The sequence below is a fragment of the Embleya scabrispora genome (assembly GCF_002024165.1).
GTDB lineage: Bacteria > Actinomycetota > Actinomycetes > Streptomycetales > Streptomycetaceae > Embleya > Embleya scabrispora_A.
In genome coordinates this window covers 4,792,034-4,816,883 of the sequence record NZ_MWQN01000001.1, presented here as the reverse complement: position 1 = coordinate 4,816,883, position 24,850 = coordinate 4,792,034, and the positions used below count along the sequence as shown (strand labels likewise).

General features: G+C 70.8%; 19 protein-coding genes and 1 pseudogene. 6 read left to right on the top strand and 14 right to left on the bottom strand.

The genetic code is table 11. From position 1 onward, the window contains the following. Window positions 1–109 precede the first annotated feature (109 nt). The 3 genes and pseudogenes from B4N89_RS21435 to B4N89_RS51545 all read left to right on the top strand — a co-directional run bounded on the left by B4N89_RS21435 (window position 110) and on the right by B4N89_RS51545 (window position 3,503). Window positions 110–511, top strand: coding sequence for a hypothetical protein (locus B4N89_RS21435; protein ID WP_078977454.1), 402 nt, complete (start codon window positions 110–112; stop codon window positions 509–511). A 1,693-nt stretch (window positions 512–2,204) separates the two neighbouring features. Next, window positions 2,205–3,101: pseudogene (locus tag B4N89_RS53375) on the top strand (S8 family serine peptidase); the annotation flags it as partial. 147 nt (window positions 3,102–3,248) lie between these two features. After that, window positions 3,249–3,503 (top strand): hypothetical protein, encoded by a 255-nt coding sequence (locus B4N89_RS51545; protein ID WP_235618717.1) that lies wholly within the window; start codon window positions 3,249–3,251, stop codon window positions 3,501–3,503. Window positions 3,504–3,507: 4 nt separating this feature from the next. On the opposite strand, the gene B4N89_RS21415 is transcribed toward B4N89_RS51545, so the two are convergent. The 7 genes from B4N89_RS21415 to eccB all read right to left on the bottom strand — a co-directional run bounded on the left by B4N89_RS21415 (window position 3,508) and on the right by eccB (window position 10,351). Next, window positions 3,508–3,954, bottom strand: coding sequence for a hypothetical protein (locus B4N89_RS21415; protein ID WP_078977450.1), 447 nt, complete (start codon window positions 3,952–3,954; stop codon window positions 3,508–3,510). 65 nt (window positions 3,955–4,019) lie between these two features. Then, the gene (locus B4N89_RS21410; RefSeq protein ID WP_078977449.1) at window positions 4,020–5,723 is read right to left on the bottom strand and encodes an alpha/beta hydrolase; all 1,704 of its coding nucleotides are present in this window, start codon (window positions 5,721–5,723) and stop codon (window positions 4,020–4,022) included. Window positions 5,724–5,725: 2 nt separating this feature from the next. Then, window positions 5,726–6,304, bottom strand: a complete 579-nt coding sequence (locus tag B4N89_RS49060; RefSeq protein WP_143658047.1) for a hypothetical protein — start codon at window positions 6,302–6,304, stop codon at window positions 5,726–5,728. 91 nt (window positions 6,305–6,395) lie between these two features. After that, window positions 6,396–7,643 (bottom strand): type VII secretion-associated serine protease mycosin, encoded by a 1,248-nt coding sequence (mycP, locus tag B4N89_RS21405; protein WP_078979513.1) that lies wholly within the window; start codon window positions 7,641–7,643, stop codon window positions 6,396–6,398. Window positions 7,644–7,869: 226 nt separating this feature from the next. Further along, complete coding sequence (locus tag B4N89_RS21400) at window positions 7,870–8,157, bottom strand: WXG100 family type VII secretion target (RefSeq protein ID WP_078977448.1); 288 nt, start codon at window positions 8,155–8,157, stop codon at window positions 7,870–7,872. Window positions 8,158–8,293: 136 nt separating this feature from the next. Next, on the bottom strand, window positions 8,294–8,599 hold the full coding sequence (locus B4N89_RS21395) for a WXG100 family type VII secretion target (protein ID WP_020553087.1): 306 nt from the start codon (window positions 8,597–8,599) through the stop codon (window positions 8,294–8,296). Between the two features lie 276 nt (window positions 8,600–8,875). Continuing rightward, complete coding sequence (gene eccB / locus B4N89_RS21390; protein ID WP_078977447.1) at window positions 8,876–10,351, bottom strand: type VII secretion protein EccB; 1,476 nt, start codon at window positions 10,349–10,351, stop codon at window positions 8,876–8,878. 167 nt (window positions 10,352–10,518) lie between these two features. Between eccB and eccE the strand changes: the two genes are divergently transcribed. From eccE to B4N89_RS50765, 3 genes are all read left to right on the top strand, one after another. Continuing rightward, window positions 10,519–11,805 carry a type VII secretion protein EccE gene (gene eccE / locus B4N89_RS21385; RefSeq protein ID WP_235618716.1) on the top strand — a complete coding sequence of 429 codons (1,287 nt, stop codon included), beginning with the start codon at window positions 10,519–10,521 and terminating at the stop codon, window positions 11,803–11,805. Between the two features lie 40 nt (window positions 11,806–11,845). After that, window positions 11,846–12,670, top strand: coding sequence for a hypothetical protein (locus B4N89_RS21380; RefSeq protein WP_078977446.1), 825 nt, complete (start codon window positions 11,846–11,848; stop codon window positions 12,668–12,670). Window positions 12,671–12,874: 204 nt separating this feature from the next. Further along, window positions 12,875–16,834 carry an AAA family ATPase gene (locus tag B4N89_RS50765; RefSeq protein ID WP_235618715.1) on the top strand — a complete coding sequence of 1,320 codons (3,960 nt, stop codon included), beginning with the start codon at window positions 12,875–12,877 and terminating at the stop codon, window positions 16,832–16,834. A gap of 53 nt (window positions 16,835–16,887) precedes the next feature. Here B4N89_RS50765 and B4N89_RS21370 read toward each other — a convergent pair whose 3' ends face one another. The 7 genes from B4N89_RS21370 to B4N89_RS21340 all read right to left on the bottom strand — a co-directional run bounded on the left by B4N89_RS21370 (window position 16,888) and on the right by B4N89_RS21340 (window position 24,843). Further along, complete coding sequence (locus tag B4N89_RS21370; protein WP_078977445.1) at window positions 16,888–17,838, bottom strand: bifunctional riboflavin kinase/FAD synthetase; 951 nt, start codon at window positions 17,836–17,838, stop codon at window positions 16,888–16,890. A gap of 208 nt (window positions 17,839–18,046) precedes the next feature. After that, on the bottom strand, window positions 18,047–18,940 hold the full coding sequence (gene truB / locus B4N89_RS21365; protein ID WP_078977444.1) for a tRNA pseudouridine(55) synthase TruB: 894 nt from the start codon (window positions 18,938–18,940) through the stop codon (window positions 18,047–18,049). Then, window positions 18,937–20,067: a DHH family phosphoesterase gene (locus B4N89_RS21360; RefSeq protein WP_235618714.1), complete on the bottom strand. Its 1,131-nt coding sequence runs from the start codon at window positions 20,065–20,067 to the stop codon at window positions 18,937–18,939. The genes truB and B4N89_RS21360 overlap by 4 nt, the downstream gene beginning before the upstream one ends. Further along, the gene (gene rbfA / locus B4N89_RS21355; protein ID WP_078977442.1) at window positions 20,064–20,558 is read right to left on the bottom strand and encodes a 30S ribosome-binding factor RbfA; all 495 of its coding nucleotides are present in this window, start codon (window positions 20,556–20,558) and stop codon (window positions 20,064–20,066) included. Before rbfA ends, B4N89_RS21360 begins: the two co-directional genes overlap by 4 nt. Before the next feature lie 128 nt (window positions 20,559–20,686). Next, the gene (locus B4N89_RS21350; protein ID WP_078977441.1) at window positions 20,687–20,980 is read right to left on the bottom strand and encodes a DUF503 domain-containing protein; all 294 of its coding nucleotides are present in this window, start codon (window positions 20,978–20,980) and stop codon (window positions 20,687–20,689) included. A gap of 225 nt (window positions 20,981–21,205) precedes the next feature. Next, complete coding sequence (infB, locus tag B4N89_RS21345; protein ID WP_078977440.1) at window positions 21,206–24,376, bottom strand: translation initiation factor IF-2; 3,171 nt, start codon at window positions 24,374–24,376, stop codon at window positions 21,206–21,208. A 98-nt stretch (window positions 24,377–24,474) separates the two neighbouring features. Beyond that, the gene (locus B4N89_RS21340) at window positions 24,475–24,843 is read right to left on the bottom strand and encodes a YlxR family protein (protein WP_078979510.1); all 369 of its coding nucleotides are present in this window, start codon (window positions 24,841–24,843) and stop codon (window positions 24,475–24,477) included. Between the last annotated feature and the right edge of the window lie 7 nt (window positions 24,844–24,850).

Genomic DNA, 24,850 nt, shown 5'->3' with positions numbered 1-24,850 from the left:
TGCTGACCATTCGTGGATCAATGGTCAGCGCCGCGACGCGCAGGCGTGTCCGACGTCCGCCGGGGAGGGTTGCGGCCGAAGGTCACCAAGCCCGGGGGAAACGTTGGCTATGGCGGGATCCGGTTTTCAGATCAGCCTGGAGATGCTGGAGAAGTTTCAGGGGGCGTTGGAGGGAGTACTCGCCGAGCTGGTCGGCGAGGATCCGGGGGCGAACGCGGCGGAACACGGAATCGGCGCCGGAGACCTGGGCGTCTCGTTCGCCGAGGCCCCGATGATCGGCGGCGTGATCCAGGAGACCGCCACCCGATTGCGCGCGCTGATCGCCACGCTGCACGACCAGATCACGGCGATGAAGTTGTCGGTCAAGGTCAACGGCGCGAACACGGCCGACGTGGACGACGACACGCGCCGGGAGCTGGCCGCGATCATGGCGCGGATCGGCCAGGGTGGACAGGGGCCGGTGACGACGGGATCGACGGCCAAGTCGAGCGGCACGGTGGGTCTGGAATGACGCGACTACACGAATTCGGCGTCGTGGGGGGAATCTGATGGTGCACGCGGACGGCGCGCCGACCGGGGGGACGGGCGGCGGAACCGACTTCGAGGGATACACGCTCGAACAATTACAGGCGATGATCGCCGGGGCGAACCCCTCGGCACTGGGCGTCTACGCCGACAGGCTGCACGGGACCGCTCAACGCATCCACGCGGCCACCGACGGCCTCACCAAGTGCATCCAGGCCCTCGGCGGCGCCTGGGAGGGCCCGGCAGCCGAAAGCTTCCGCGCGTGGGCCGGCAGCGTCACCGCCGCCGCAACAGGCCTGGGCGACTACGTCTCGGCAGCCGGCAGCCACATCAACCACGTGGGCCAGCAAATCTTCGTCGCCAAGATGCGCATGCCCCAGGTGTCCCCAACAATCCTGGCCACGGCCAACCAGGGCCCGGTAGCGGTGATCTCAGCCGCCACCAACCCACCCACCGGCGGCAACCCGGCCGGCACGGACCCCATCAAGGCCCACCAGGAAGCCAAGGCCCAGGTAGACGCAGCCCACCGAGAAGCAGTAACCCAAATGCGCACCCTGGCATCGACATACCGAGTGGCAGCGTCCGATTTGAAGGCTTTGCCAACCCCGGTGTTCCCGCAGCCACCAGGCGATTTTCGAGACGGCGACCAAGCAATTGACGGACCAGGTAGCAGGTCGAGTGACAGTCGCCCGACTAGTGGGAGCGACAGTCAGTCCGGTGGCACCAAGCGCACCCCGGGATCGAGTCGCCCGAACTCGGGAATCTACTCCATGCCGCAAGGCGCTTCGCCCCATGTTGAAACTCTCGGCGGCAGCACGCCAGAGAGTGGGCACCGCTTTGTGCCGCAAGCTACCGAGCTTCAAGGGAACAGTTCCCTTACTGCACCGTATGGCACGGCAGACACCCCGTGGACACCCCAGGCCTCTGGAAACGGCGGATCGGGATCAGGGCCGGGATATGTTCCAGGTAGCAGCGGACCTATCGGAGGCCCGCCGGGTAGCAGTCCCCCAGTCCCTGGCATCATCCCCGGCACCGCTGGCCCCGTGCGCACTGTTAACGACCCCCGATCCGGCGCCTCGGGTGGTAGTACTTCGGGCGTAACTTCGCGCAGCGGAGGCATTCCCGGCGCGGTACCGAGTGGAAGCGGGGCCGTCCCAAAAACTTCGCCGCGTACTGGTGCCTCGCCCGGCTTCGGCGGCGGCCAAGGGCCTTTTACCGGACGTCCCGAAGCGCGCAACCCGACTACACACGGGCCGGGGAATGCATCTAGTACTAGCTCACAGGGGCGTCCGGTTGGCATGCCTGGGGTTCCGGGCGCCGCAGGAGGCACAGTTGGATCTTCGCCGGCCGGTGGCTCGGGTCGGAGACTCGCAGCCTCAAGAGGTGGCTCCGTGGGAAATGCCTCGGGAACCCCATCCAATCGAAACTCACCCAGGCTGCGAGCACTGCCCGTCGAAGGCGACAACGCGCCATCGGAGAATCAGACGCCGAGGCGGCCTTTCGGTCAACGAACACCCTTCACGGGCGGCACGCGCTCCGAGCAAGTACGACGACGAGCCCCACGCTCTGAAGAAGATGATGACAACCTGTGGGATGGTCCACGACAACCAGGCGTTGTACCACCGGTAATCGAGTGACAAGCGCCTCACGTCAGTAACTCAGGAAGGACACCTCCGTCGATGAGCGGACGCCCCACCCGAGCATCGCGGCCGTCTGTCCTGCTCGGTCTTCTCGTAATGATCTTGGTTGGTGGAAGCATTTCCGCTGCACCGGCACAAGCCGATTCCATCCGTGCACAGCAGTGGTATCTGGACACGTGGAAGATCGATGATGTCTGGAAAGCTGCTCGTGGCGCAGGAATCACCATCGCCGTTGTGGATTCGGGTGTCGATGCCACTCATGAGGATCTCGCCGGACAGATTTTGCCCAGCCTAAACGCCCCCGGGGACCAGAACGGACATGGCACGGGAATGGCCAGCCTCATCGCGGGGCAAGGCCGAGCAGGGGGTGGACAAGGCGTCTTTGGCGTAGCTCCAGGAGCCAAGATCCTCCCCTTTCGCACAAACCCGGCTCCGGTGGGAGGGGTCGACCAAACCTCCCTTGCCGAAGGTGTTCGTCTCGCCGCCGACTCTTCAGCTCAGATTATCAATCTCTCTGTCGGTTCAAGCATTAACACCCCGACTCTGGAAGAATCCGTCGCCTACGCATTGAGTAGAGGCAAGATGGTCATTGCTGCTGGTGGCAACGCGCCAGCAGATAAGGATGGCGTACAGCTATACCCTGCCGCTTATCCGGGAGTTCTCTCCGTGAGTGCAGTAAATCGTGATGGTGCACCAGCAACAAATAGTGTGCGAGGGCCATGGATTTCCCTTAGCGCTCCTGGGGAAGAGATCCCGAGAGCTTGCGTGACCCAGTCCCATTACTGCCTTGGCACCGGGTCCAGTGATGCCACCGCACTCACCTCCGGGGTGGCCGCGCTTGTGTGGTCGGTGCATCCGGATTGGACGGCTAATCAGGTCATTCGGCGGCTGATCGATACTGCCAATCGGCCTACCGAGCCCGTGCCTTCGGATACCTTCGGCTATGGGGCCGTGAGCCCCCGCAAGGCGCTTGCTGCGACCGACACGCCTGGGCCGGCCGATGTGAATCCGCTTGTCGGGGTGCGGGGGGACAAGCCGAGTGGGCCGGCCACGGCCGCTGCTTCGGCTGCGCCCTCCGCGGCCGTGGGCCCGCCCGCGAGCGCGCCACCGGCGAAGGGCGTCGCCGAGTCCGACGACGGCAACGACGACGGCCTCGTCGTTCCGGTCCTGGTCGGCACCGCGATCATCGTCGCCCTCGCCGCCGGCGCCGGTGTCATCGCCACGCGTCGGCGCCGGGCCCGCGAACTCGCCCGCCGCCAAGCCCCCATCGCACCCCAGTGGCCCAGCCAACCGCCGACCTACCACCCGCCGGGCAGCGGCCCCTACGACCGGCGCTGACGGGTTATCGCGAGCCCTGCCCCGGATTCGCAAAGCACGGCGACGTCACCCAGACCGTGATCTGCTCGGGCGGGGAAGTACTGCTCACCAGGATCCGAAAGCCGTCGGCCTCGTCGACTCCGGAAACCTTGCCCCCCGGGCTCTCCGGAATGTCATAAATCTCGTCCTGCGCCACCCTCACCCCCTGCGCCGCAAACGCGTCGCGGACTCGACGAAGGACCTCCACCTGGCGCGCGGGCGCCACGACCACGTTGTACATGTGCAGCAGGGAATAGGAGTCGGCCCCGGAGACACCTCCGTCGGAATTTTCACAGGGCCCGTCCTTGGAGGAGACTCCCTGCGGCGTAACCGGGGCACCGATGACGTCCAGCACCGCCCGAGCATGCCGCTCCGCAATCGCGCGGGACTCCTCCAGCGGCTTGACGCGCAGCGGTTCGTTCTTTTTGGACACATTTCCTCCACAGGCTGAACCGAAGACGACCAGACCGATCACCGAAGCCAAAAGCCGATCGGCCCTCATGGCTTCGATGCGGTCGGAAGCCGACCGTGCTCCAGTTCCGGGCGGCGAGCAGGGTTGGGATCGTCGTAGAGCCCCATGATCACTCTTGCCTGGTTCTCGAGACTCGACTCCGGTTGATCGCCATTCATGCTCCAGTAGCTACTGTGATCGCCCGGTGATGCCACGAGCCGATTTCCCCCGAAGTCCTTGTCGTGGGGCAGAGTCTTACCGTGTTCGGCCTGCCATCCGGCGTGACTTGCCGCGCCCAGTCCCGGTATTCCGTCGTTGTCCGCGACCTCGGCCCAAAAGTGGCGTGGGTCGATGTGCAGGTCATCCGCGCTGTCGGTATGCGTGCCGGGGCTCCCCACCACGATCATGTCGTCAACGGCGATGCCGTCGCCCTTCCGCCCGGCATCACCCAGGAGTGACGACCCATAACTATGCGCGACGACACTGATGTGGTGGTCCGTGGATTGAGCACGTAGGCCGCCGACGAAGGTGTCGAGACGCGGCGCTCCCTCCTGCGATCGATCCCAGCCGACGACGCTGGAGACTTTCGATTCCCAAGGCTTGTCGATCCCACCGAAAGAAGCTTCGGGAGCGTCGTAGTCCAGCCAGAAAACCGACGCCACATCACCCGCTTGGGGGGTCAACCGGTCGGAAGCATCCTGGATCTTGTCCAGACGCTTCATCTGCCCCTCCAAACCGCCCGCTACATCGGTATTCGTGCCGGGCACCAGGATTGCGGTGTGCCTAGCCAGGTCCGGGTTTCCGATCGACATGACCACCTGGCCGTCGAGAAACTTGTTGCCGAACTTCAGCAGCAGTATTCCCGAGTCGTCCGCGGCACATGTCCCGTTCTTCGTCAAGGCCGACTCTATGGCTTGGAGATTCTTGATCTCCCGGAATTCTCCATCGCTCAGCGGCCGCCCCGACAAATCGGCCAGGCGTGCATCGAGCGCCCTCCGATTCGCCTTGTCACGGTCGGCGGCCGGAATCCCATCCATACTCCCGATCTCGTGCGGGTAGCTGCTCAAGTAAAGGCGCCGCTGCTCCTCCGTCAACCCTCCCCACCAGGCCGCCGATCCAGCGGGGTCCATATCTTTCGGAAGGCCGTTCACACCATGTAGAGCGGCGACGCGTCGAGCGTCCTCCTGCGCATTTTCCCACGAGTTCAGTGCCGTCGCGGCAACATCCGAGGGATTGAGTCCGGCGAGCACTCCGGCAAGCTTGTCATCCACCTCGCATGCCTGACGAATTATCGTATCCAGGCGCCGCTTGAATTCATCCAGCAAGCTTTGCATCCTGGCCGGATCTCCGGGAGCAGCCCCTCCGCCTTCTGCGCCACGAGGTGCAGCGGTGTCGAGGACGTAGCCCCCACCCGACTCCGAGACCTTTATCCCGGCCGCCTCCGCCTCTCGAACGACTGTCAGCAAGGCATTCTGGATGACCGGCATCTCGGCTGCCGCCTGGTCGGCAGCGGATCCTATCGATTGGGCCTGCATGGCGGAGATGGCAATCTGTCGAACGACACGTTCGAGATCCTTGTCGGCGGTCTGCGCCGATATACCCTTCCACCCGGCCTGCTCGACCACGTCGTTGACGCCGGCCCGGAAGGATGTCTCCAGGTCGTGCAGACGGGTGGTCGCTTTGCTCCAGGCAGCGGCAAAATCACGCCACCCATCGAATTTTGCATCCCTGAGTTCGACAAAGTTGACCATATCTAAGACTTTCCGTCGAACATCGTCTTCAATTCGGTCTCGTTCTCACGATACTTTGTCCGGGTGCGGTAAATCTTGTCGGCAGCCGCCTGGCATCCATTCGCCAGTCGCATTATCGCGGCCGACCATTCCCGGCTCAATTCACCCATTTGGAATCCGGTTTTGAAGCCCGGCGTCCCGATCGGCGGACCGTGGCCCACGTCTCCACTCACAGCTTTGAGGTCTTGGCCGATGGAGACTGCCTTGCCGGCCGCAGGAACGAGCTTGTCGACATCGACCGCGAAGTTGTTCCCCGGGGGCGAAAGGACAGGAGACATGACCTCGGGTAATGCCGTCCGCGCCCCGGGGCCGCTGAGAATCTGATTCATCCCTGGCCCCGCCCGCTGACCGTCCGGATTGTCGGCGAACCTGGGCCCACCATCGAACAGAGCCGGATCGGTGTCCGCCGACGGCATGGGTGGCCGGGGCGCTGCCGGAGCAGAAAGGAGTGGATTCGACGGTGGGTCGGTCGGGTCCACTCGGAAATATTCGGGTGACAGAACCCGGTTTATATTCGTGTCGGGAATGTTGTGCTCAGCCATTTTCACTCCGCTGATCGGGGTGGGAGTCACCAAACGCGCCGACGGTTCCGGCAGGGCCTGGTGCCCCGGGAACCAAGTGCCGGTTGTTGGTTCAGCCGGTCGGAGGGTGGTTGCGGGCGTCGCGGATGACGATGGCGCCGCTGATCACCACGATCGTGAGGCCGATCGCGACGAAGAGGGTTACCGAGGCCTTGCGGCGGTCGCGGTCGGCTCGGGTGGGGCCGTGGGCCAGTGGGGCCACGTTGACCAGTTCCGTGCTGCGGTCGACCTTGGGGTCGGGGACCGGGACGGAGCCGGGGACGCCGGTGAAGGCGAGGGCGCGCAGGGGGTCGACCACGCCCCAGCCGACGCCGTCCATGTGGCCCGGGGCGGTGCGCTGGGCGGTCTGTTCGATCAGGGTGATGACCTGGGCCGCGGTGTAGTCGGGGTGCGCCGAGCGGATCAGCGCCGCGACGCCCGCCACGTACGGCGTCGCGAAGGAGGTGCCGTCACCCCGGCAGTGGCCGCCCTTGGGGACCGTCGACCACATGTCCACGCCGGGCGCCATCACGCCCACATACGGCTTGTTCTGCGAGAACGGCGCCCGCTCGTTGTTGCGGTCGGCGGCGCCGACGCCCAGCACGCCCGGATACTTCGCGGGCCACGAGTCGAGGTTGTCCTTGTCGCCGGAGTTGCCCGCCGCGGCCACCACCACGACCTGCTTGGCCAGCGCCCGCTGGATCGCGTCCCGCAACTTTTGGCCCGGCTCCTGGCCGCCCACGGTGTCCTGCGAAATGTTGATCACCGAGGCGCCCCCCGCGACCGCGAAGTCGATCGCCTGGGCCAGGGTGTCCTCGTTGCCCTTGGTCGCGTCGTCGCCGCCGTTCTGCCGGATCGGCAGCAGCATCGCCTCGGGCGCGATCCCGGCGAATCCGGTCTCCAGCCTGGGGGTCAGCCGATCCCCGGGCCGGGCCGCGATGATGCCCGCGGCCATCGTGCCGTGGCCGTTGGTGTCGTCGGTGCCGTTCGCCTTGTCGTTGAAGAAGTCCTTGCCGGCCACGATCGCCGGCGCCAACTGCGGGTTGTCGTCGTCTATCCCGCTGTCGATCACCGCGACCGTGACCCCCTTGCCGGTCGCCTTCTGCCACAGCTCGTCGAGCAACACCCGTTGCAACGACCACGGCTTGCCGGGCATCGGCTTCGACGGGTACTGGCAGTCGCTCCCCGCGAGCAGCGTGGTGTCCACCGGGCCCCGGCCGGCCGAGGCAGCGTCCCCCGCCCCCGCGCCCACCGATCCGGCGGGAAGCACCAGACCCAGCGCCAGAAGGGGTGCCGCCCACCGTCGCCGCACGGGTCGCATCGGTTCGTTCGCCTTCCGGATCACCGACCGCCCGACCCCGTTCCACCGGACCGGGCGGTTCGTCTCATGGGTGTCCCCGGCCCCCGTAAGACCGATGACGGACGCGGGAGGAGGCGGGCACGAGCCCGCCTCCTCACATCACGTCACTCACTCGCACACGCACCAACGCACTCGCGCACTCGCGCACTTCGCCGACGACGCTCCGCGCCGAGGAACGAAGCGGCGACTACTGCCACATCTTGGCGTTCGACGCCTCGGTCTGGCGGTAGGCGTCGGCCGCGCGCATCAGGCCGTCGGCGATGCCGTTGAGCGCGTCCTGCAGCCCCTGCGCGTTCTGGTCCCAGCTCGCCTGCTGGACGAGGTAGCCCTCACGGGCGTCACCGGACCACGACTCGGTGACCGGCGAGATGTCCCGCTTCAGACCCGACTGCATGTCGGCCAGACGGGCGTTGAGGGCGCGGATATCGGCTGCGGCCTGTTCGAGCGCAGCGAAAGTGACAACTACCTGCGACATGCTTTCTCCCCAGTGTCGGATGACGGGCGAACGACCGGGGCATCGCCCCGAGCGCCACGAGAGCGGACTCGACCGTCGGCGACAGGGGCGACCAAGCGCACGGCGACGACGGTACGAATCCCGGAACGAACCTCGGTCAGAACATCAACTTCGAGATGTTGCCGGACACCGTCGTCTCGGTCTGGTCGTACGAGTTGGCGTTGTGGCCCATCGCCCCGGAGATGGCGTCCAGAGCGCGCTTCACCCCGAGCGCCTTCTGCACGGCCTGCTCCTGCAGCGGGTCGAACTGGTTCCTGGCAGCGCCCTGCCACTGACCCTCGATCGCGTCGACCTTGCGGTTCATCTCCTGGATGGCCGCCTCGAGGTCGGTCGCGACACCCTGAACCTTCTTCGACAACTCCGCCAACATCTGCGGAGTGATCTTGAACGCTTCACCTGCCATGTTTCACCATCCCCCATGAGACAGACGTGCGCGAGGGAAGGTTCGTGTCACCCGTGTCGGGTGCCCCCGCACCAACGTCACCGTTGCGACGTCGTGGGAACTCTAACCGCAACCCCGGACGCCACCCAAGCGACGCCCTACGCAAGGTTACGGAACCTTGACCCGGTCGATACCACTGCGGGTCTTGTGCAATGCGCGGGTCTTCAGTGGTGCTTTCGGGTCGGTTCGTCGCCACACACGACTCTCCCGACGCTACCCCAACTCCCGCATCCAGGCTCAGGAACCCTGTGGCTTCTTGGCATCGACCGTACTCAATCGCGGTCCGCGGGACACCAGTTCCGACCACGCCCGGGGCAACGACGCGGGCTCCACGCCCTTGTACCCCAGGCGCTGCTTCGCCTCGCTCTCCTGCCCGGACTGCGCCTGCCCGCCGCCGGTCTGCGCCTCCTCCGGCACGCTGTAGCGCAGTCCCGAGTCGGCGACCAGATACATCGGACCACCCTCTGGCGTACCGGTGACCTCCCGGTACAGCGCCCCCGCGCCGGGCTTGACCCACACCCCGCCCATGCCGTCGACCAGTTGCTCCGGCGGCCGGGTCCCCGCGGACTGCGTGGTCACCGGCTGGGTGCCGCGCCAGTTGTCGGCGAAGGTGTTGCACACCACGTTGCGCGGCAGTTCCAGGTCGTTGCGGGTCATCCGGTTCATCGGGGTCGGCGGGATCTCCGGCCATCCCTTGTCCGCGGCGTAGGTGCGGTCCTGCACCACGGCGGTGCCGAGCGTGCCGATGTTCACCGGGAACGCGTTCGGCGGCGTGTTGCCGTACGCCTCCTTGACCCTCGGGTTCGTGGTGAGCAGGACGGCGGTCAGTTCGCTGATCGGCATCACGCCCTCCTTGGTGACCACGTAGTTCTGCCGCTGGGCACCGCCCTCGGCCCGCAGCACGATGCCGATCCTGTTGTACTCCCTGGCCAACGGCAGCGAGGTGGGCTTGCCGTAGTCGGCCGGCAGCGGGTGGTCGATCACCCCGCCGTCGATCAGCGTGGCCAACCACGAGTCGCTCATCGGCTGCGCAGGTATCCCGACCAGGTTGAGCGCGCCGATCACCGTCGGCGCCTCCACCGCGTAGCGCTTGCCCTGGTAGACGAGGTACTTGCGCTGGTTGCGGTCCTGCACGAACAGCCCCTGACCGGGGGCGAGCGGCCCGTCCGCGGGGGACGCGCCGATGAACACGCTGCGCTGCGGCTCGCCGGCCGGGTCGGGCCTGCCGTCCTTGCCGATCGCCGGACGCTCGCACACGGTCCAGGACTTGCGCCCCCGGACCTCCTTGGCGGTGGGCAGCCGGTCCGGCGCGTTCGGAATTCCCAGCGGCGCGCCGTGACTCACGCTGTTGAGCTGCTTCTCCGGCACCATGTTGACCTTGAAGTTGCCCGGGTCCAGGAGCAGTCGGCCCGACGCGATGTTGAGCACCGGGTGCAGCTTGCCGTCGAGGAAGACGTATCGGCTGGCCGAGTCGCGGCCCACGATCAGACTGCTCTTGTCCTTCCAACCGGGCGGCGTCCCGGGCTTGATCAGACCGACGACCCCGAACCCGGCCAGCACCAGCATCGCGACCACGATGCTGGGGGTGACCATCCGCATCGGCTTGGGGGCGTTCTCCTCGGTGCCCCCGCCGGGCGCGGGTTGCAGGAAGGCCGCCACCATCCGGCGGCGCGCGAAGATGTACGCCTCAAGCTGCTCGCGGCGCGATGCCATCGTTCTCCCCGTGATCGACCGAACGCTCCGGCTGACGGTTCTACCACCGTCGCGGTCGCAGGGTCGCGGCCAGACCCCCGGCCCCGTACCGTACGGTGTGCCGCACCCGTTGTGACAGCCGGGCGACGGCGTACGGGGACAAGTCGTGACATGGGGGATCTACAAACGTGGCCGCACCCACGCCGGTAGGGACGCATCGGCAGACCCGCCCGCCCACACCACCCGACGGGACGTCGCCACCGACGCCGCCCCAACGCGCCTCTCTGCGGGTACATCCGCGCGCGGGCCGGATCGGCGGCGTGCTGGTCCAGCAGATCGTACTGATCCAACTCGCGGTGCTGCTGGTCGCGATCGGCCTGGCCGCCAACCCCGCGGTGCTGATCGGTCTGGGTGCCGTGGCGATCCTGCTCGTGGTGCCCGCGCTCGTGCGGCTGCGCGGTCGGTGGCTCGCGCAGTGGTTGCCGATCATGTACGACTTCCGCCGCAGGCGTCGGATGCCGGCCGTGCCGGACGACGCGGATCCGGTCCTGGTCCCGGTATTGGAGTGCGCGCCGCGGTTGACCACCACCTCGGTCACCGACCGCGACCGCCGCTCGATCGGCCTGATCGGCGACGGCACCTTCCTCACCGCCGTACTGCTGGTCACCTCGCGCGACGAACCGCTGCGCCCCTCGCGGGCCCAACGACCGCTGCCGCTGCCCGCGATCGTGAGCACGCTCGACGTGGACGACGTGACGCTGGCCTCGGTCCAGGTGGTCCAGCACACCCAGCCGGCGCCGGCCACCCACCTGCCCGAGGAGGCGCTGGCCACCCGCTCCTACCGGCAACTCGTCGAGCAGGGCCTGCACGACGTGCCCGCGCTGCGGCTGACCTGGATCGCGCTGCGCTTCGAACCCGAGCTGTGCGCGGGCGCGGTGGCCGCGCGCGGCGGCGGCGAGGAGGGCGCCCAGCGGGCGCTGTTGCGCGCGGTCAACCAACTCGCCGGCAACCTGACCGGCGCCGGTTTCGAGGCCCGGGCCCTGGACGAGGCCGAGTTGGTCCAGGCGCTCGCCACCTCGTGCAGCGTGAACCGCACCACGCGCCAGTACGGGCGCGGCGGGCGGCGGACCACCGAGTCCAAGCGCGCGTGGCGCTGCGACGACCGGTGGCACACCACGTACTGGGCGAACCGCTGGCCGCAGCTGACCCAGGGGCGGACCTCCGACCTGGTGGGCGCGCTGACCGCGACCCCGGCGATCGCCACCACCTTCGCGCTGACCGCCAGGCACGGTGTGGGCGGGACCACCGCGCTCACCACGCACGTACGGATCGCCGCCCGCTCCGGCAGCGAACTGGCGGACGTGACCCGACAGCTGGAGCGCCGCGCGCGGTCCGAGCGGATCGGGCTGACCCGGCTCGACTGGGAGCAGCAGCCGGCCCTGCTGGCCACGCTGCCGCTCGGCGGCCTGTCGTGACGAGGCGTCACATGTGCACGCGTACGGGGAGGACCCACCTGTGAGCACGACCAACACCGGCCGCGGCCGACGCCGGGCGCCGAACGGGCGCAATCCGGCCCCCGCGCCGACGCCGGCCCCGACCCCGGGATCCGGCACCCCCGCCCCGCAGCCGGCGCGGCGCGGAGGCCTCGCCCGGTTGATCGGCCCGCGCCACGAGCGGCATCTGCTGACCGCCGCCCAGTTGCCCGCGCTCGGCCTGCCGGTGGGCGACGACGGCGTGGTGATCGGGGTCGACGCGGATCGTGATCCGGCGGTCCTGGGCCTGTTCCGGCCCGAGCCGCTGGAGGTGGCGTTCGTCGGCGGCGCGTATGTGGTGCAGATCATCGCGTTGCGGGCGGCGGCGATCGGCGCCCGGGTGGCGATCGAGTCCGGCCGACCGCAACTGTGGTCCGCGATGGCCCAGGCGGCAGGCGGCGCGCAGCCGTGCGTGACGGTGCATCAGGTGGGTCGGCTCGGCCCGCAGGGCCCCACTCCCGGCAGTCCGGTCCTGGTCGTCCGCGACTGCGGCGCCCGGCCGCCGCGCAATCGGCTCGCGCCGGCCGCCTGGCAGACCACGCTGACCCTGCTGCCCTTCCTCGACCCGGCGCAGGCCCGGCAGCGGATCGGCGCGGGCGTCGGGCTGATCGGCATCCAGCGGGTCTCGCCGATGGAGGCGCAGGCGGCCGCGACCGTACTGAGCCTGCCCGGCGAGGACGAGGCCGCGCTGCCCACGCTCGCCGACGAGCTGACCCTGTGGAGCACCAGGAAATCGCGCAAGTACGTGATGCTGACGCCCACTCGGGCCGAACTCGACCTGCTCGGGCCGCCGCGCCGGATGGACTGACCCCGAGTCCGGGCGCACCGGGCGCGCGGTTCCGAGCACCGCCTCGGCGCGAACAGTGGACGGACCGGCGACGACCGCCGACGCCGCTGACTACGCTGTGAGGCTCGTGTAGGGGGCAACCTCGACCCTGGTCGGGGTACGGCCGACGGCGGCGCCGTGTGCTCTGATGCCGAGCCGCCTCCGGACGATCGGAAGGACCACACCGTGAGCAGCGAGCAGGACGGCGCACACATCGAGGCGGGGGCGGACGAGGAAGAGGAGTGGTCGGGACCCGACTTCACCATGCCCTCGTGGTACACCCACCAGGACGGCGGCGCGCCCGCGCCACCCCCGTCCGGGGTCCGTGCGCCCGCACCACCGGGGCCGAGCCAGGCGCCCCGCTACGGCAGTGAGGACCCCACGCTCGTGCCGCCGGCACGCACGCCGGACGCGCCCGCGCCGCTGCCGTACGGGGCGGACCACGGCGCCGCGCACCCGGCCGGCCCGACCGCCGGCGCCCCGGGCCCGTACGGCTCCGGCGCACCGGTATCGCCGCCCGCCGGCCTGCCCGGGACGGGCGCCCCGACGCACGAGCCCACCCACCGACCGCCGGCCGACGAGCCCCGCACGCACGAGCCCGCGCCCCCGGCCGCCGTCGACCACGGCGCGCACCGCCCGGCCGGCCCCGGCGAGGCCCACCCCAACCCCGAGCCGCCGGCGCCGTACCGCGTGGACGCGAACGCGCCCGCGCCCCAGCCCCCGCCCGCGTTCGGCGCGGGCTCGGGCGCAGGCGCGGGCTCGGCCGAGCCGACCACCGTCGTCCCGCCGCAGTACACCCCGCACCAGCCCTCGGCCCCCCTGCCGTATGGCGGCCAGCCGCCCGCCGCACAGGATCGCCCCGGCCCGACCTTCACCCCCGGCGACCAGACCATGGTGATGCCGCCGGTGACCGATCAGGACCGCCCGGGCCCGGCCGCCCCGCCGTCGTCCGCCCAGGACGACCGACCGGAACAGCCCTTCACCCCCGGCGACCCGACGATGGTCGTACCCCCGTCCCTCGACCGGGACCACTCGGGCGGGCTCGTACCGACGGACGACCGGACGACGGTCGTCCCGCCCTCCCACGACCAAAGCCGCCCGGACCCGAGCTTCGCCCCGGGCGACCCGACGACGGTCGTCCCGCCGTCGTTCGACGAAAGCCGGCCCGAGCCCACTCCCCCGGCCGACGACCGCACCACCGTCGTCCCGCCGTCCGGCGACCCGAACCACCCCGGCCCGGCTTTCACGCCCGGCGACCCGACCATGGTCGTACCGCCCTCCTACGACCCGGGCCGCCCCGCCACGGAGCCGGCCGAGCCCGGTCCCGCCGACCCGCCCGCCGGCGCTCCGGTCGACGCGGCCCCGCCCGGCCCGGAGCACCCGGAGCCGGTCGAGCCGCCCCGCCCCGACGCCGAGGCCGGCGACGCGCGCCCGACCGACGCCGCGTCCCCGGAACAGTCGCCCGCCGGTCCACCCGGCGAAGCCGCCCCGCGGCCCGACTCCGCACCCGACCGCGCCGACGAGGCGCCCCCGGCCGCGGAAGCCCGCCCGGACGCACCCGCGCCGTTCGACCCGCACGACGTACCCACCACCCCCGCCGGCGGCACGCCGATCCCCGGCCTCTCCGCCGTCGAACCGTCCCCGGCGGCCCCGGAAGCCCCCCACACCAAGCCGGCCGACACACCCGCGCCGCCACCACAACCGCCGCAGGGCTACGACCAGAACCCCCAGGCGCAGCCGTACGCGGCCGAAGCGCAGCCGCCCGCCCCGCCGCAGGGACCGCAGGCACCGGAGCCGCCGCAACCACCGGCCGCCGGCCAACCGCAGCAGCCTCAGCCCCCGGCCCCGCCGACCGCCCCGGCACCCCAACCGCCCGCCGGCGCATACCCGCCCTACGGACAACACCAGCAGCCGCCCCCGCCCCCGGGCGGGCCGCTGCCCTACCCGCAATACCAGGGCCCCGCGCACCCGGGAGCCCCGCAGCAGCCGTATCCCGGTCGGCAAAGCCCCCCGACGCCCGATCAGGCGACCCGGCTGATCCCGCCCGTCACCGACGACATGGCCGCCCCGCCCGGCGTCCCGCAGCAGGGCCCGCCGGCCGGCGCCCCGCCGCGCCCGATGACGCCTCCGCAGGGTTCGCCGCTGCCGCCGCCGGCCTGGACCGGCTCCGCTCCCGGACACGGCGAGGCCTGGGGCGGCTCGGCACCGCCGCCGACCGGACAACCGCTGCCGCCGCCGAGTGGCGAGCCGATCGCGCCCCCGCAGCAGCAGCGCGACGAACGTTCGTGGATGCGCCGTGCCTTCGGCGGCGGCAACGACCAGGCCACCGCACCGGAACAGCACGGCGGCCAACCGCCCTACGCCCAGGCCCCCGGCCCGTACCAGCAGGCCCCCGGACCGTACGCCCAGGGCACCCCGCCGCACGGTGCCCCCGGCCCGCAGCCACACGCCCCGTACCCGCAGCCCGATCCGCAGCAGGGCGGACCCAACCCGTACGCCCAGGCGCAGCCGGGTCAGCCGCCCTACGGCCAGGCACCCCCCGGCCCCCAGGGACCGGACTACGCCCAGGGCGCCCCCTACGGACAGCCGAACCCCGGCCACCCGCAACCGCCCTACGCCCAGGGCACCCCGCCCCAGGGCGCCGCGGCCCCGCAGCAACCCGCGTACGGCCAACCTCCCGCCGACGCCCAACCGCCCCACCAGGGCACGCCCCCACACGGCGCCCCCGGCCCCCAGGCCGCACCGGGCGCACAGGGAGCACCGGGAACACAGGGACAGCCGGCCCACCCCGCGCAGCCGGGGCAACCGGGATACCCCAGTCACCCCACGCCCCAACACCCCGACCCGGCCGACCCGTACGCCGCCCAACCCCCCGAGGCACCCCAGCCCTACCACCCGGGCACTCCGCCCCAGGGCAACCCGCAACCCCAGCAGCAGCCCTGGTCCCCCGACGGCGGCGGCGCCCCGGCCCGCACCGTCGGCGGCGCGCCCCTCGGCTACACCGCGGCCGTCGAACTGACCAGCGACCGCCTGCTTCGCAAACAACCGCAACCCCGTCGGCAGACCCCGCGCTTCCGGCTCGGGGGCAAGTCCGCCGACGCCCGCCGCGCCGAACGCCTCGAACGCATCCGCACACCCGTCCTGGGCTGCTACCGGATCGCGGTGATCAGCCTCAAGGGCGGCGTCGGCAAGACCACGACCACCACCGCCCTCGGCTCGACCCTGGCCACCGAGCGCCAGGACCGGGTGATCGCGATCGACGCCAACCCGGACGCCGGCACCCTCGGCCGCCGGGTCCGCCGGGAGACCGGCGCGACCATTCGCGACCTGGTCAACTCGATGGCCCACGTGCACAGTTACATGGACATCCGGCGGTTCACCTCACAGTCGTCCAGCGGCCTGGAGATCCTGGCCAACGACGTGGACCCGGCGGTTTCGACCACGTTCAACGACGACGACTACCGCTCGGTGATCGACCTGCTCGGCAAGCAGTACCCGATCATCCTGACCGACTCCGGCACCGGCCTGCTCTACAGCGCGATGCGCGGAGTCCTGGACCTGGCCCACCAGTTGATCGTGATCAGCACGCCCAGCGTGGACGGCGCGACCAGCGCCAGCACCACACTCGACTGGCTGGTCGCACACGGCTACGCCGACCTGGTGGCCAACAGCATCACGGTGATCTCCGGGGTCCGCGAGACCGGCAAGATGGTCAAGACCGAGGACATCGTCGCCCACTTCGAGACCCGCTGCCGCGCGGTCGTGGTCGTCCCCTTCGACGAACACCTGTCCGCGGGCGCCGAGTTGGACCTCGACATGATGCGCCCCAAGACCCGCGAGGCGTACTTCGAACTCGCCGCGCTGGTCGCCGAGGACTTCCACCGCACCCAGCCCGGCGAGCAGCAGCAGCAGTGGCAACCGCAGTACCAACAACAGCCGCCGCAGCAGCCCTATTACGGCGGGCCCCAACAGCCCCAGCCGTACCCGCAACAGCAGCCATACCAACAGCAACAACACCCGCAGCAGCCGCAACACCCGCACCCACAACACCAACAGCCGCAGCCGCAGCCGCAACAACCGCAGCCCCAACAGCCGTACTACCAGCAGCCCCCGCCCGGCGACTGGCAACCACCGCGACAGGGCTGAACGCACGAGGGCCGCCCCGGAGAAAGTCTCCGGGGCGGCCCTCGTCGGTTCGCTCAGCGCGCGGCGTCGAGATCCGTCGCGTCGATCAACTCGCGCGCCCGCTTCACGTCCCGCGCCATCTGGTCGAGCAGGTCGTCGACCGACTCGAACCGCACGGTCCCGCGCAGGTATTCGAGGAAGTCCACGGCGACGTGCACCCCGTACAGGTCCAGATCGGTCCGGTCCAGCGCGTACGCCTCGACCCGGCGCTCCGTACCGTCGAAGGTCGGGTTCGTCCCGATCGAGATCGCCGCCGGCAACCGCTCGCCGTCGATCACCAGCCACCCCGCGTACACCCCGTCGGCCGGAATCGCCGTATACGGAAGCACCTCGAGGTTGGCCGTCGGATAGCCCAGTTCGCGCCCGCGCTGGTCCCCGCGCACCACCACGCCCTCGACCCGGTGCGGTCGGCCGAGCAGTTCGGCCGCGCCCGCCACGTCGCCCTCGGCGACCCGGGCCCGGACGACGGTGGACGAGAAGGTCACCTCGCCGGAGACGAACAGCTCCGGCTCGACGACGGTGAAGTCGTTCGCCACGCCCAACTCCTCCAAGAGGGCGACGTTGCCCGTCGCCTTGTGGCCGAAACGGAAGTTGCGTCCCTCGACCACCACGGCCGCGTGCAGCGTGTCCACCAGCACCTGGCGGACGAAGTCGACCGCGCTCTGCCGGGAGAATTCGAGGGTGAACGGGAGAACCAGGACCGCCGCCACCCCGAGGTCCGCCATCAACTGCGCGCGCCGATGGTGCGGCGTCAGCAGCGGCGGATGGCTGCCCGGGCGGACCACCTCGCTGGGGTGCGGGTCGAACGTGACCACGACCACGGGCAGACCGCGCTCGCGACCGATCTCGACCGCTCGGCCGATCGTCCGCCGGTGTCCGCGATGCACACCGTCATAGGACCCGATCGTGACGACGGAGCGTCCCCAATCGCTGGGGACGTCCTCCAAGCCCCGCCAACGCTGCACCGTAACCGCTCCTCGTTCTCCGTGGTGTGTCGCGGGTCCAGCCTCCCACGTACCGGCCCCGGCCCGGTCCCGACCCCGCCGTGGCGACGATCACCCCGGGCCCGAGCACACACCCGGGCAAGCCCCGGATCCGACCGACGAACCGAGCCCACGAGCCCGCCCGACGGCCTCGGCTCACGAACCCTGCCCACGGGCCGAGCCCACAACCTCAGCCCACGAACACCGCGAGCGGCCGCGCCACGCCCCCGCTGTTCTCCACCAACGCCAGGAACGTCCCGTCCGGCCCGAACACGCCCACCGGCCCCGACGCCTCGTCCGCCGGCAGCCGCCCGCCGTGCGAGACCGCCCGCGCCTCGTCCTCGCTCACCTCGCGGCGCGGGAACGCCGCCGCGGCCGCGTCGGCTATCGGCAACACGCCGAAGGACTCCTCCAACTCCTCCAGCGTGCGAGCACGGTCCAGGCCGTACGGACCGACCCTGGTGCGCCGCAGCGCCGTCAGGTGGCCGCCCACGCCGAGCCCGGCGCCCAGGTCCCGGGCCAGCGCCCGGATGTAGGTGCCGGACGAGCAGGTCACCCGCACGTCCAGGTCGATCGTCTCGCCCTCGCGACGGGTGGCCAGCACCTCGAACGCGGAGACGGTGACCGGGCGGGCGGCCAGCTCGAACTCCTCGCCGGCCCGCACCCGCGAGTAGGAACGCTTGCCGTCGATCTTGATCGCCGACACCTTCGAGGGCACCTGCATGATCGGCCCGGTCAGCGCGGCCACTCCCGCCGCGATCGCGGCGTCGCCCACGTGCCCGGCCGGGGTCGAGTCGGTGACCTCGCCCTCGGCATCGTCGGTGACCGTGTTCTGCCCGAGCCGGATCGTGCCGTCGTAGCCCTTCTCTGTGAGCGCGAGGTGGCCGAGCAGGCGCGTGGCCTTCTCGACACCGATCACCAGGACGCCGGTGGCCATCGGGTCCAACGTCCCGGCGTGGCCCACCCGGCGGGTACCGGCGATCCGGCGCAGCCGGCCCACCACGTCGTGCGAGGTCAGTCCGGCCGGCTTGTCCACGATCACCAGACCGTCGGGCGGCGGGGGTCCTGCGTTGCGGCGCTTCACGCGTCGTCTCCCGGGGTTGCCTGCGCCGGGGCGACCGGCAGTAGTGCGTCGGCGAGGAGGTCCCGGAATCGGGCTACCACCTCGGCCGGTGGATCGTATGCGGTGAAACCCGCCGCGAACGCGTGTCCGCCGCCGCCGAAGGCGCCGCAGACCCGTCCCAGGTCCACCGCGCCCTTGGACCGCGCGGAGGCGCGCAGCGCGCCGTCGTCGTCCTCCTTGAGCACCAGCGCGACCTCGGCCTCGCCGCTCTTGCGGACCACGTCGATCACGCCCTCGATCTCGTCCAGGCGGATCCCGTGCGCGGCCCGCTCGGCGCGGGTGATCACCGTGGAGACCAGGCCCAGACCGCCGGCCGCGCCGGTGTCGAGCCGGGCCCCGGCGAGGGCGGCGGCGAGCACCTTGAGGTAGCCGAATCGGCAGGTGTCCCAGATCGCCCGCTGGATCAGGTCGTGCCTTATCCCGGTGGCCATCAGCCGGGCCGCGAAGGTGTGCGTCTCGGGCGTGGTCCCCACGTACTTGAACGAGCCCGTGTCGGTGACCAGGCCGGTGTACAGCGCGGTGGCGATGTCGGTGGTCAGCGTGGCGCCGAGCCGGGTGATCAACTCGTCGGCGAGCACCGCGGTGGCGGGCGCGTCGATGTCGATCAGGTGGTGGGTGCCGAACCGGGTGTTGGAGGCGTGGTGGTCGACCACCAGGAGCGTCCCGGCCGCCTTGGCCCTGCCTTCGAGCAGGCCGAGCCGGGCCGAACCGGCCGCGTCGAAGACCGCGACCAACTCCGGCTCCTCGGGGACCTCGGTATGCGGCACCAGCAGGTCCTGACCGGGCAGGAACTCCAACGAGGACGGCACCACGAGGGGGTCGTCGCCATAGGAGACCCGCACGCTCCGCCCCAGCTCGCGCAGCGCGAGCCCGACGGCGAGCGCCGAACCCAGCGCGTCGCCGTCGGGGCTGACGTGGGCCAGCAGGGTGATGTCCTCGGCCGTCAGGAGCAGGCGTACCGCCTCGTCCCAGTCGGCCGCACCCGGCGCGGTCGGCGGCCTCGTCTCCGCGTCGGAACCACCGCCGGTCCGCGGCTTCGCTCCCGCGGCCGGACCGGAGTCCCGGTCCGCCGCCACGCCTGGTGTCAAGGTCGGTCGCCCTCCTGTGTGTCCGCCTCGGTCTTCGCCGTCGACTCGTCGTCGGAGTCGTCGGCATCGCCCGCGGCCGGGGTCCGATAGGGGTCCGCGTCACCGGCATAACCGGCGCCTGCGGCGGTTGAGCGTACCGCCGCATCGGCCTGCTGTGCCCGGGCGAGGAGATCGTCGATGAGTTTGGCGCTGTCCGGAAGGGCATCGGCGACGAACGTCAGCGACGGGGTGTGGCGCACGCCGGTCTGCCGGCCCACCTCGCTGCGGAGCACGCCCTTGGCGCTCTCCAGCGCGGCGGCGGTCGCCGCGCGCTCGGTCTCGTCGCCGTAGACCGTGTAGAACACGGTCGCCTCACGGAGGTCACCGGTCACTCGTGCGGCGGTGATCGTCACGAACCCCAGACGGGGGTCCTTGATCCGGCGCTCCAAGGTCTCCGCGACCACGACCTGGATGCGGTCCGCGAGTTTGCGCGCCCGCGCGGTGTCGGCCACTGATCCTCCTGCGATTGCTCGGCGTTTCGGCGGGGTTCCCCGCGCCCGGGATCACCGGGCGCGAGGACCGCTCTCGTTCTTCTTCTCTGCGACGGCGAGGGCGAGGGCGACCACCCTCGCCGGGTTCGTCAGTCGTCGTCCCCGTACACCCTGCGGCGTGCGGAGAGCAGATCCAACTCGGGCCGGCCGGCGACGAGCCGCTCGCAACTGTCCAACACCTCGGCGCACCGCTCGACGGTCGCGGAGACCACCGCGACCCCGATCACGCTGCGCCGATGCAGATCCTGATGCTCCACCTCGGCGGCGGCAACGGCATTCTTGCGCTGAAGGTCCGCCAGGATGGGGCGGATCAAAGATCGTTTTTCCTTCAACGAGTGCACATCGCCGAACAACACATCGAGGCTGATCGTTCCCACAAACATAGGCGACGGGCCTGGCCGGCCCGGGAGGCCTCGGGTCGGGGCCACCGGGGGCCGCCGACGAAAAGAACCGGGCACGCACGTCGCGGCCCGGATACCACCACTCTGCTTCGCGACACGGCGGATCCGCCCGGTGTGCACCGGGCGGATCCGTCGCGTCGTCTCGGTGGGTCCGAGTGCCTTCGACCACCGGATCGGCGGCCGGAGGCGCTCGAACGCCCTACCGGATCAGCCTCGCGGCTTCTCCCGCATCTCGAACGTCTCGATGACGTCCTCGACCTTGATGTCGTTGAACGAACCGAGGTTGATACCGCACTCGAAGCCCTCGCGGACCTCGGTGACGTCGTCCTTCTCGCGGCGCAGGCCCTCGACGTTGAGGTTGTCGGCGACCACGGCCCCCTGCCGGATGATCCGCGCCTTGGTGTTGCGCTTGATCGTCCCGCCGGTGACCATGCAGCCCGCGATGTTGCCGAGCTTGGAGGAGCGGAACACCGCGCGAATCTGCGCCGTGCCCAGCTGGACCTCTTCGAACTCGGGCTTGAGCATGCCCTTGAGCGCGGCCTCGATCTCCTCGATGGCCTGGTAGATCACCGAGTAGAAGCGGATGTCGACGCCCTCGCGGTCGGCCATCGTCCGCGCCCGGCCCTCCGGCCGGACGTTGAAGCCGATGATGATCGCGTCCGAGGCCATCGCCAGGGTGACGTTGGACTCGGTGATGGCACCGACGCCGCGGTCGATGATCCGCAGCTCGACCTCTTCGCCGACGTCCAGGTTGAGCAGCGCGTCCTCCAACGCCTCCACCGAACCGGAGCCGTCGCCCTTGAGGATGAGGTTGAGCTGCTGCATCTCGCCGGCCTTGAGGGCCTTGTCCAGGTCCTCCAGCGAGACCCGCTTCGACCGACGGGCCAGGACCGCGTTGCGCTCCCGGGCCGCCCGCTTCTCGGCGATCTGCCGCGCGGTGCGCTCTTCCTCGACCACGAGGAAGTTGTCACCGGCGCCGGGCACCGAGGTCAGGCCGAGCACCATGACCGGACGCGACGGCGTGGCCTCGGTGAGGTTGTTGCCGTTCTCGTCGATCATCGCGCGGACGCGGCCGTACGCCTCGCCGACCACGATCGCGTCGCCGATGTGCAGCGTGCCGCGCTGGACCAGGACGGTGGCGACCGGGCCGCGGCCCTTGTCGAGGTGACCCTCGATCGCGATGCCCTGGGCCTCCTGGTGCGGGTTGGCGGTGAGCTCGAGAGCCGCGTCGGCGGTCAGCACGACCGCTTCCAGCAGGTCGTCGATGCCCATGCCCTGCTTCGCCGAGATGTCGACGAACATCGTGTCGCCGCCGTACTCCTCGGCCACGAGCCCGTACTCGGTGAGCTGGCCGCGCACCTTGGTCGGGTCCGCGCCCTCCTTGTCGATCTTGTTGACCGCCACCACGATCGGCACGCCCGCGGCCTGCGCGTGGTTGAGCGCCTCGATCGTCTGCGGCTTCACGCCGTCGTCCGCCGCGACCACGAGGATCGCGATGTCCGTCGACTTGGCGCCGCGGGCACGCATGGCGGTGAACGCCTCGTGACCGGGGGTGTCGATCAGGGTGATCTTGCGGTCGACGTCGTTGACCGTGGTCGCGACCTGGTAGGCACCGATGTGCTGGGTGATGCCGCCGGCCTCGCCCGCGATCACGTTCGTCTTGCGGATCGCGTCGAGCAGGCGGGTCTTGCCGTGGTCGACGTGACCCATGACGGTGACCACCGGCGGACGCGCCTCGAGGTCGTCCTCGTCGCCCTCGTCCTCGCCCCATTCGAGGTCGAAGGACTCGAGCAGCTCGCGGTCCTCCTCCTCCGGGGAGACGATCTGGATCACGAAGTCGAGCTCGGCCCCGAGGGTCTGCAGCTCGTCGTCGCTCACCGACTGCGTCGCGGTCAGCATCGAGCCCAGGTTGAACATGATCTGGACCAGTGCCGCCGGGTTCGCGTTGATCTTCTCCGCGAAGTCGGTGAGCGAGGCACCGCGCGACATCCGGACGACCCGCCCGTTGCCGCGAGGAGCCATCACGCCACCGGCGGACGGAGCCTGCATCTGGTCGAACTCTTGACGACGCTGACGCTTCGACTTGCGCGCGCGGCCCGGACGCCCACCGGGACGACCGAACGCGCCCTGCGTGCCGCCGCGACCACCCGGGCCGCCACGACCGCCGCCGCCGGGACGACCGGCGAAGCCGCCGCCGCCACCGGGACGACCCGGAGCGCCGCCGCCACCGCCGGGACGGGGACCGCCGAAGCCGCCACCGCCACCACCGGGACGACCGCCACCGCCGCCGGCACCCGCCGGACGACCGCCGCCGCCACCGGGACCGGGACGTCCGGGCGCACCGCCCGGACGGCCGGGACCACCCGGGCCACGCGCGGGCGCCGGACGGTTGGGCATCATGCCCGGGTTCGGACGCGGGCCACCGGGGCCTGCGCTACCACCCGGACGCGGGCCCGCGGGACCACCCGAACCACCCGGACGCGGGCCGGCGGCCGCAGGACCCTGCGGACGCGGCGGCATGCCGCCCGGGCTGGGGCGACCGCCGCCGGCGGCCTGCGGCCGCGGCATACCGGTGCTGCCCGAGGTGAAGGGGTTGTTGCCCGGACGCGGGCCGGCCGGACGCGCGCCACCCGGACGGGGGGCACCACCCTGACCGGGACCACCGGCACGCGGGCCACCGGCGGACGGTGCGCCGCCGGTACGCGGACCGGACGAACGCTCGCCGCGCTCGGGACGGTCACCACGCTCGGGACGACCACCGGGGCCGCCCTGACCGGGACCACCCGGACGCGGACCCGGACGGCTGCCCGCCGCCGGACCCGAGGAGGCCGCGGCGGGACGGTCCGAACGCGGACCGCGCTCGGCGGGGCCGCGGTCGCCCTGGCCACGCTCGGCCGGACCGCGCTCGGCGGGACGTGCGGCCGGACGCGGACCCGGAGCGGGCGCGCCGCCCGGACGCGGACCCGACTGTGCCGCGGGACGCTCCGCCTGACGCGGGGCGGCCGGAGCCGCCTCCGCGGCCGGCGCGGCCGGCACCACGGGCGGGGCGGTGCTGCCCTGGGGGGCCGGGCGCGGCGTCGGGCGCGGGCCCGGCGTCGGCGCACCCGCCGGGCGCGGGCCCGGAGCGGGGGCAGGGCGCGCGGCGCCCTGCGGGGAGGGGGCACCCTGCGACGCACCGGGCGAGGCCGGCGGACGCGGGGCGCGGCGGGCGGGCCCGCCTTCCGTCTTGAGTGCTTCCGTCAATTTGCGAACAACCGGCGCCTCGATCGTCGAGGACGCCGAACGAACGAACTCACCGAGTTCTTGGAGCTTGGCCATGACGACCTTGCTCTCGACTCCGAACTCCTTGGCGAGTTCGTATACCCGGACCTTTGCCACGTCGCTCCTTCTGGTCCGGGGTTGGTCGTCCGCCGGACCGTCACTACCGCATGTCTGTACTCATCGCGTACTCATCGAGTGCTCATCGCAATCTCGACCTACTTCCGACTCGCGAGGTACCGCTTCGCTGGACCTGTCCGACCGACCTCTGACAACCCATCACCGCTCAAAAAAGCACGCAGTGGTGCCGAGTCCAGCGGCCCCGGCACGCGCAAAGCCCGAACGAACGCCTTGCGGCGCTCCGCCTGGGCCAGGCACTCCGGATCGGGGTGCAGATGCGCTCCCCGCCCGGGCATTCGGCCGCGGGGATCGGGGACACAAACGCCCTCGACCGCCACGACCCGCAATAGGTCGGCCTTGGCCGCACGCTGCCGACAACCCACGCACGTTCGGCACGGGGAAGCGGAAATCTCCCGCTCTTCCGACCTTGTACGAGGGCATGCTCGGGCACGCCTGCGACCAGACATGTTCAAG

Coding starts and splice junctions, on each gene's coding strand:
- B4N89_RS21435 (WP_078977454.1), top strand. CDS start 110: ATGGCGGGATCCGGTTTTCAGATCAGCCTGGAGATGCTGGAGAAGTTT.
- B4N89_RS21410 (WP_078977449.1), bottom strand. CDS start 5,723: ATGGTCAACTTTGTCGAACTCAGGGATGCAAAATTCGATGGGTGGCGT.
- B4N89_RS49060 (WP_143658047.1), bottom strand. CDS start 6,304: ATGGCTGAGCACAACATTCCCGACACGAATATAAACCGGGTTCTGTCA.
- mycP (WP_078979513.1), bottom strand. CDS start 7,643: ATGCGACCCGTGCGGCGACGGTGGGCGGCACCCCTTCTGGCGCTGGGT.
- B4N89_RS21400 (WP_078977448.1), bottom strand. CDS start 8,157: ATGTCGCAGGTAGTTGTCACTTTCGCTGCGCTCGAACAGGCCGCAGCC.
- B4N89_RS21395 (WP_020553087.1), bottom strand. CDS start 8,599: ATGGCAGGTGAAGCGTTCAAGATCACTCCGCAGATGTTGGCGGAGTTG.
- eccB (WP_078977447.1), bottom strand. CDS start 10,351: ATGGCATCGCGCCGCGAGCAGCTTGAGGCGTACATCTTCGCGCGCCGC.
- B4N89_RS21350 (WP_078977441.1), bottom strand. CDS start 20,980: ATGTTTGTGGGAACGATCAGCCTCGATGTGTTGTTCGGCGATGTGCAC.
- B4N89_RS21340 (WP_078979510.1), bottom strand. CDS start 24,843: ATGTCTGGTCGCAGGCGTGCCCGAGCATGCCCTCGTACAAGGTCGGAA.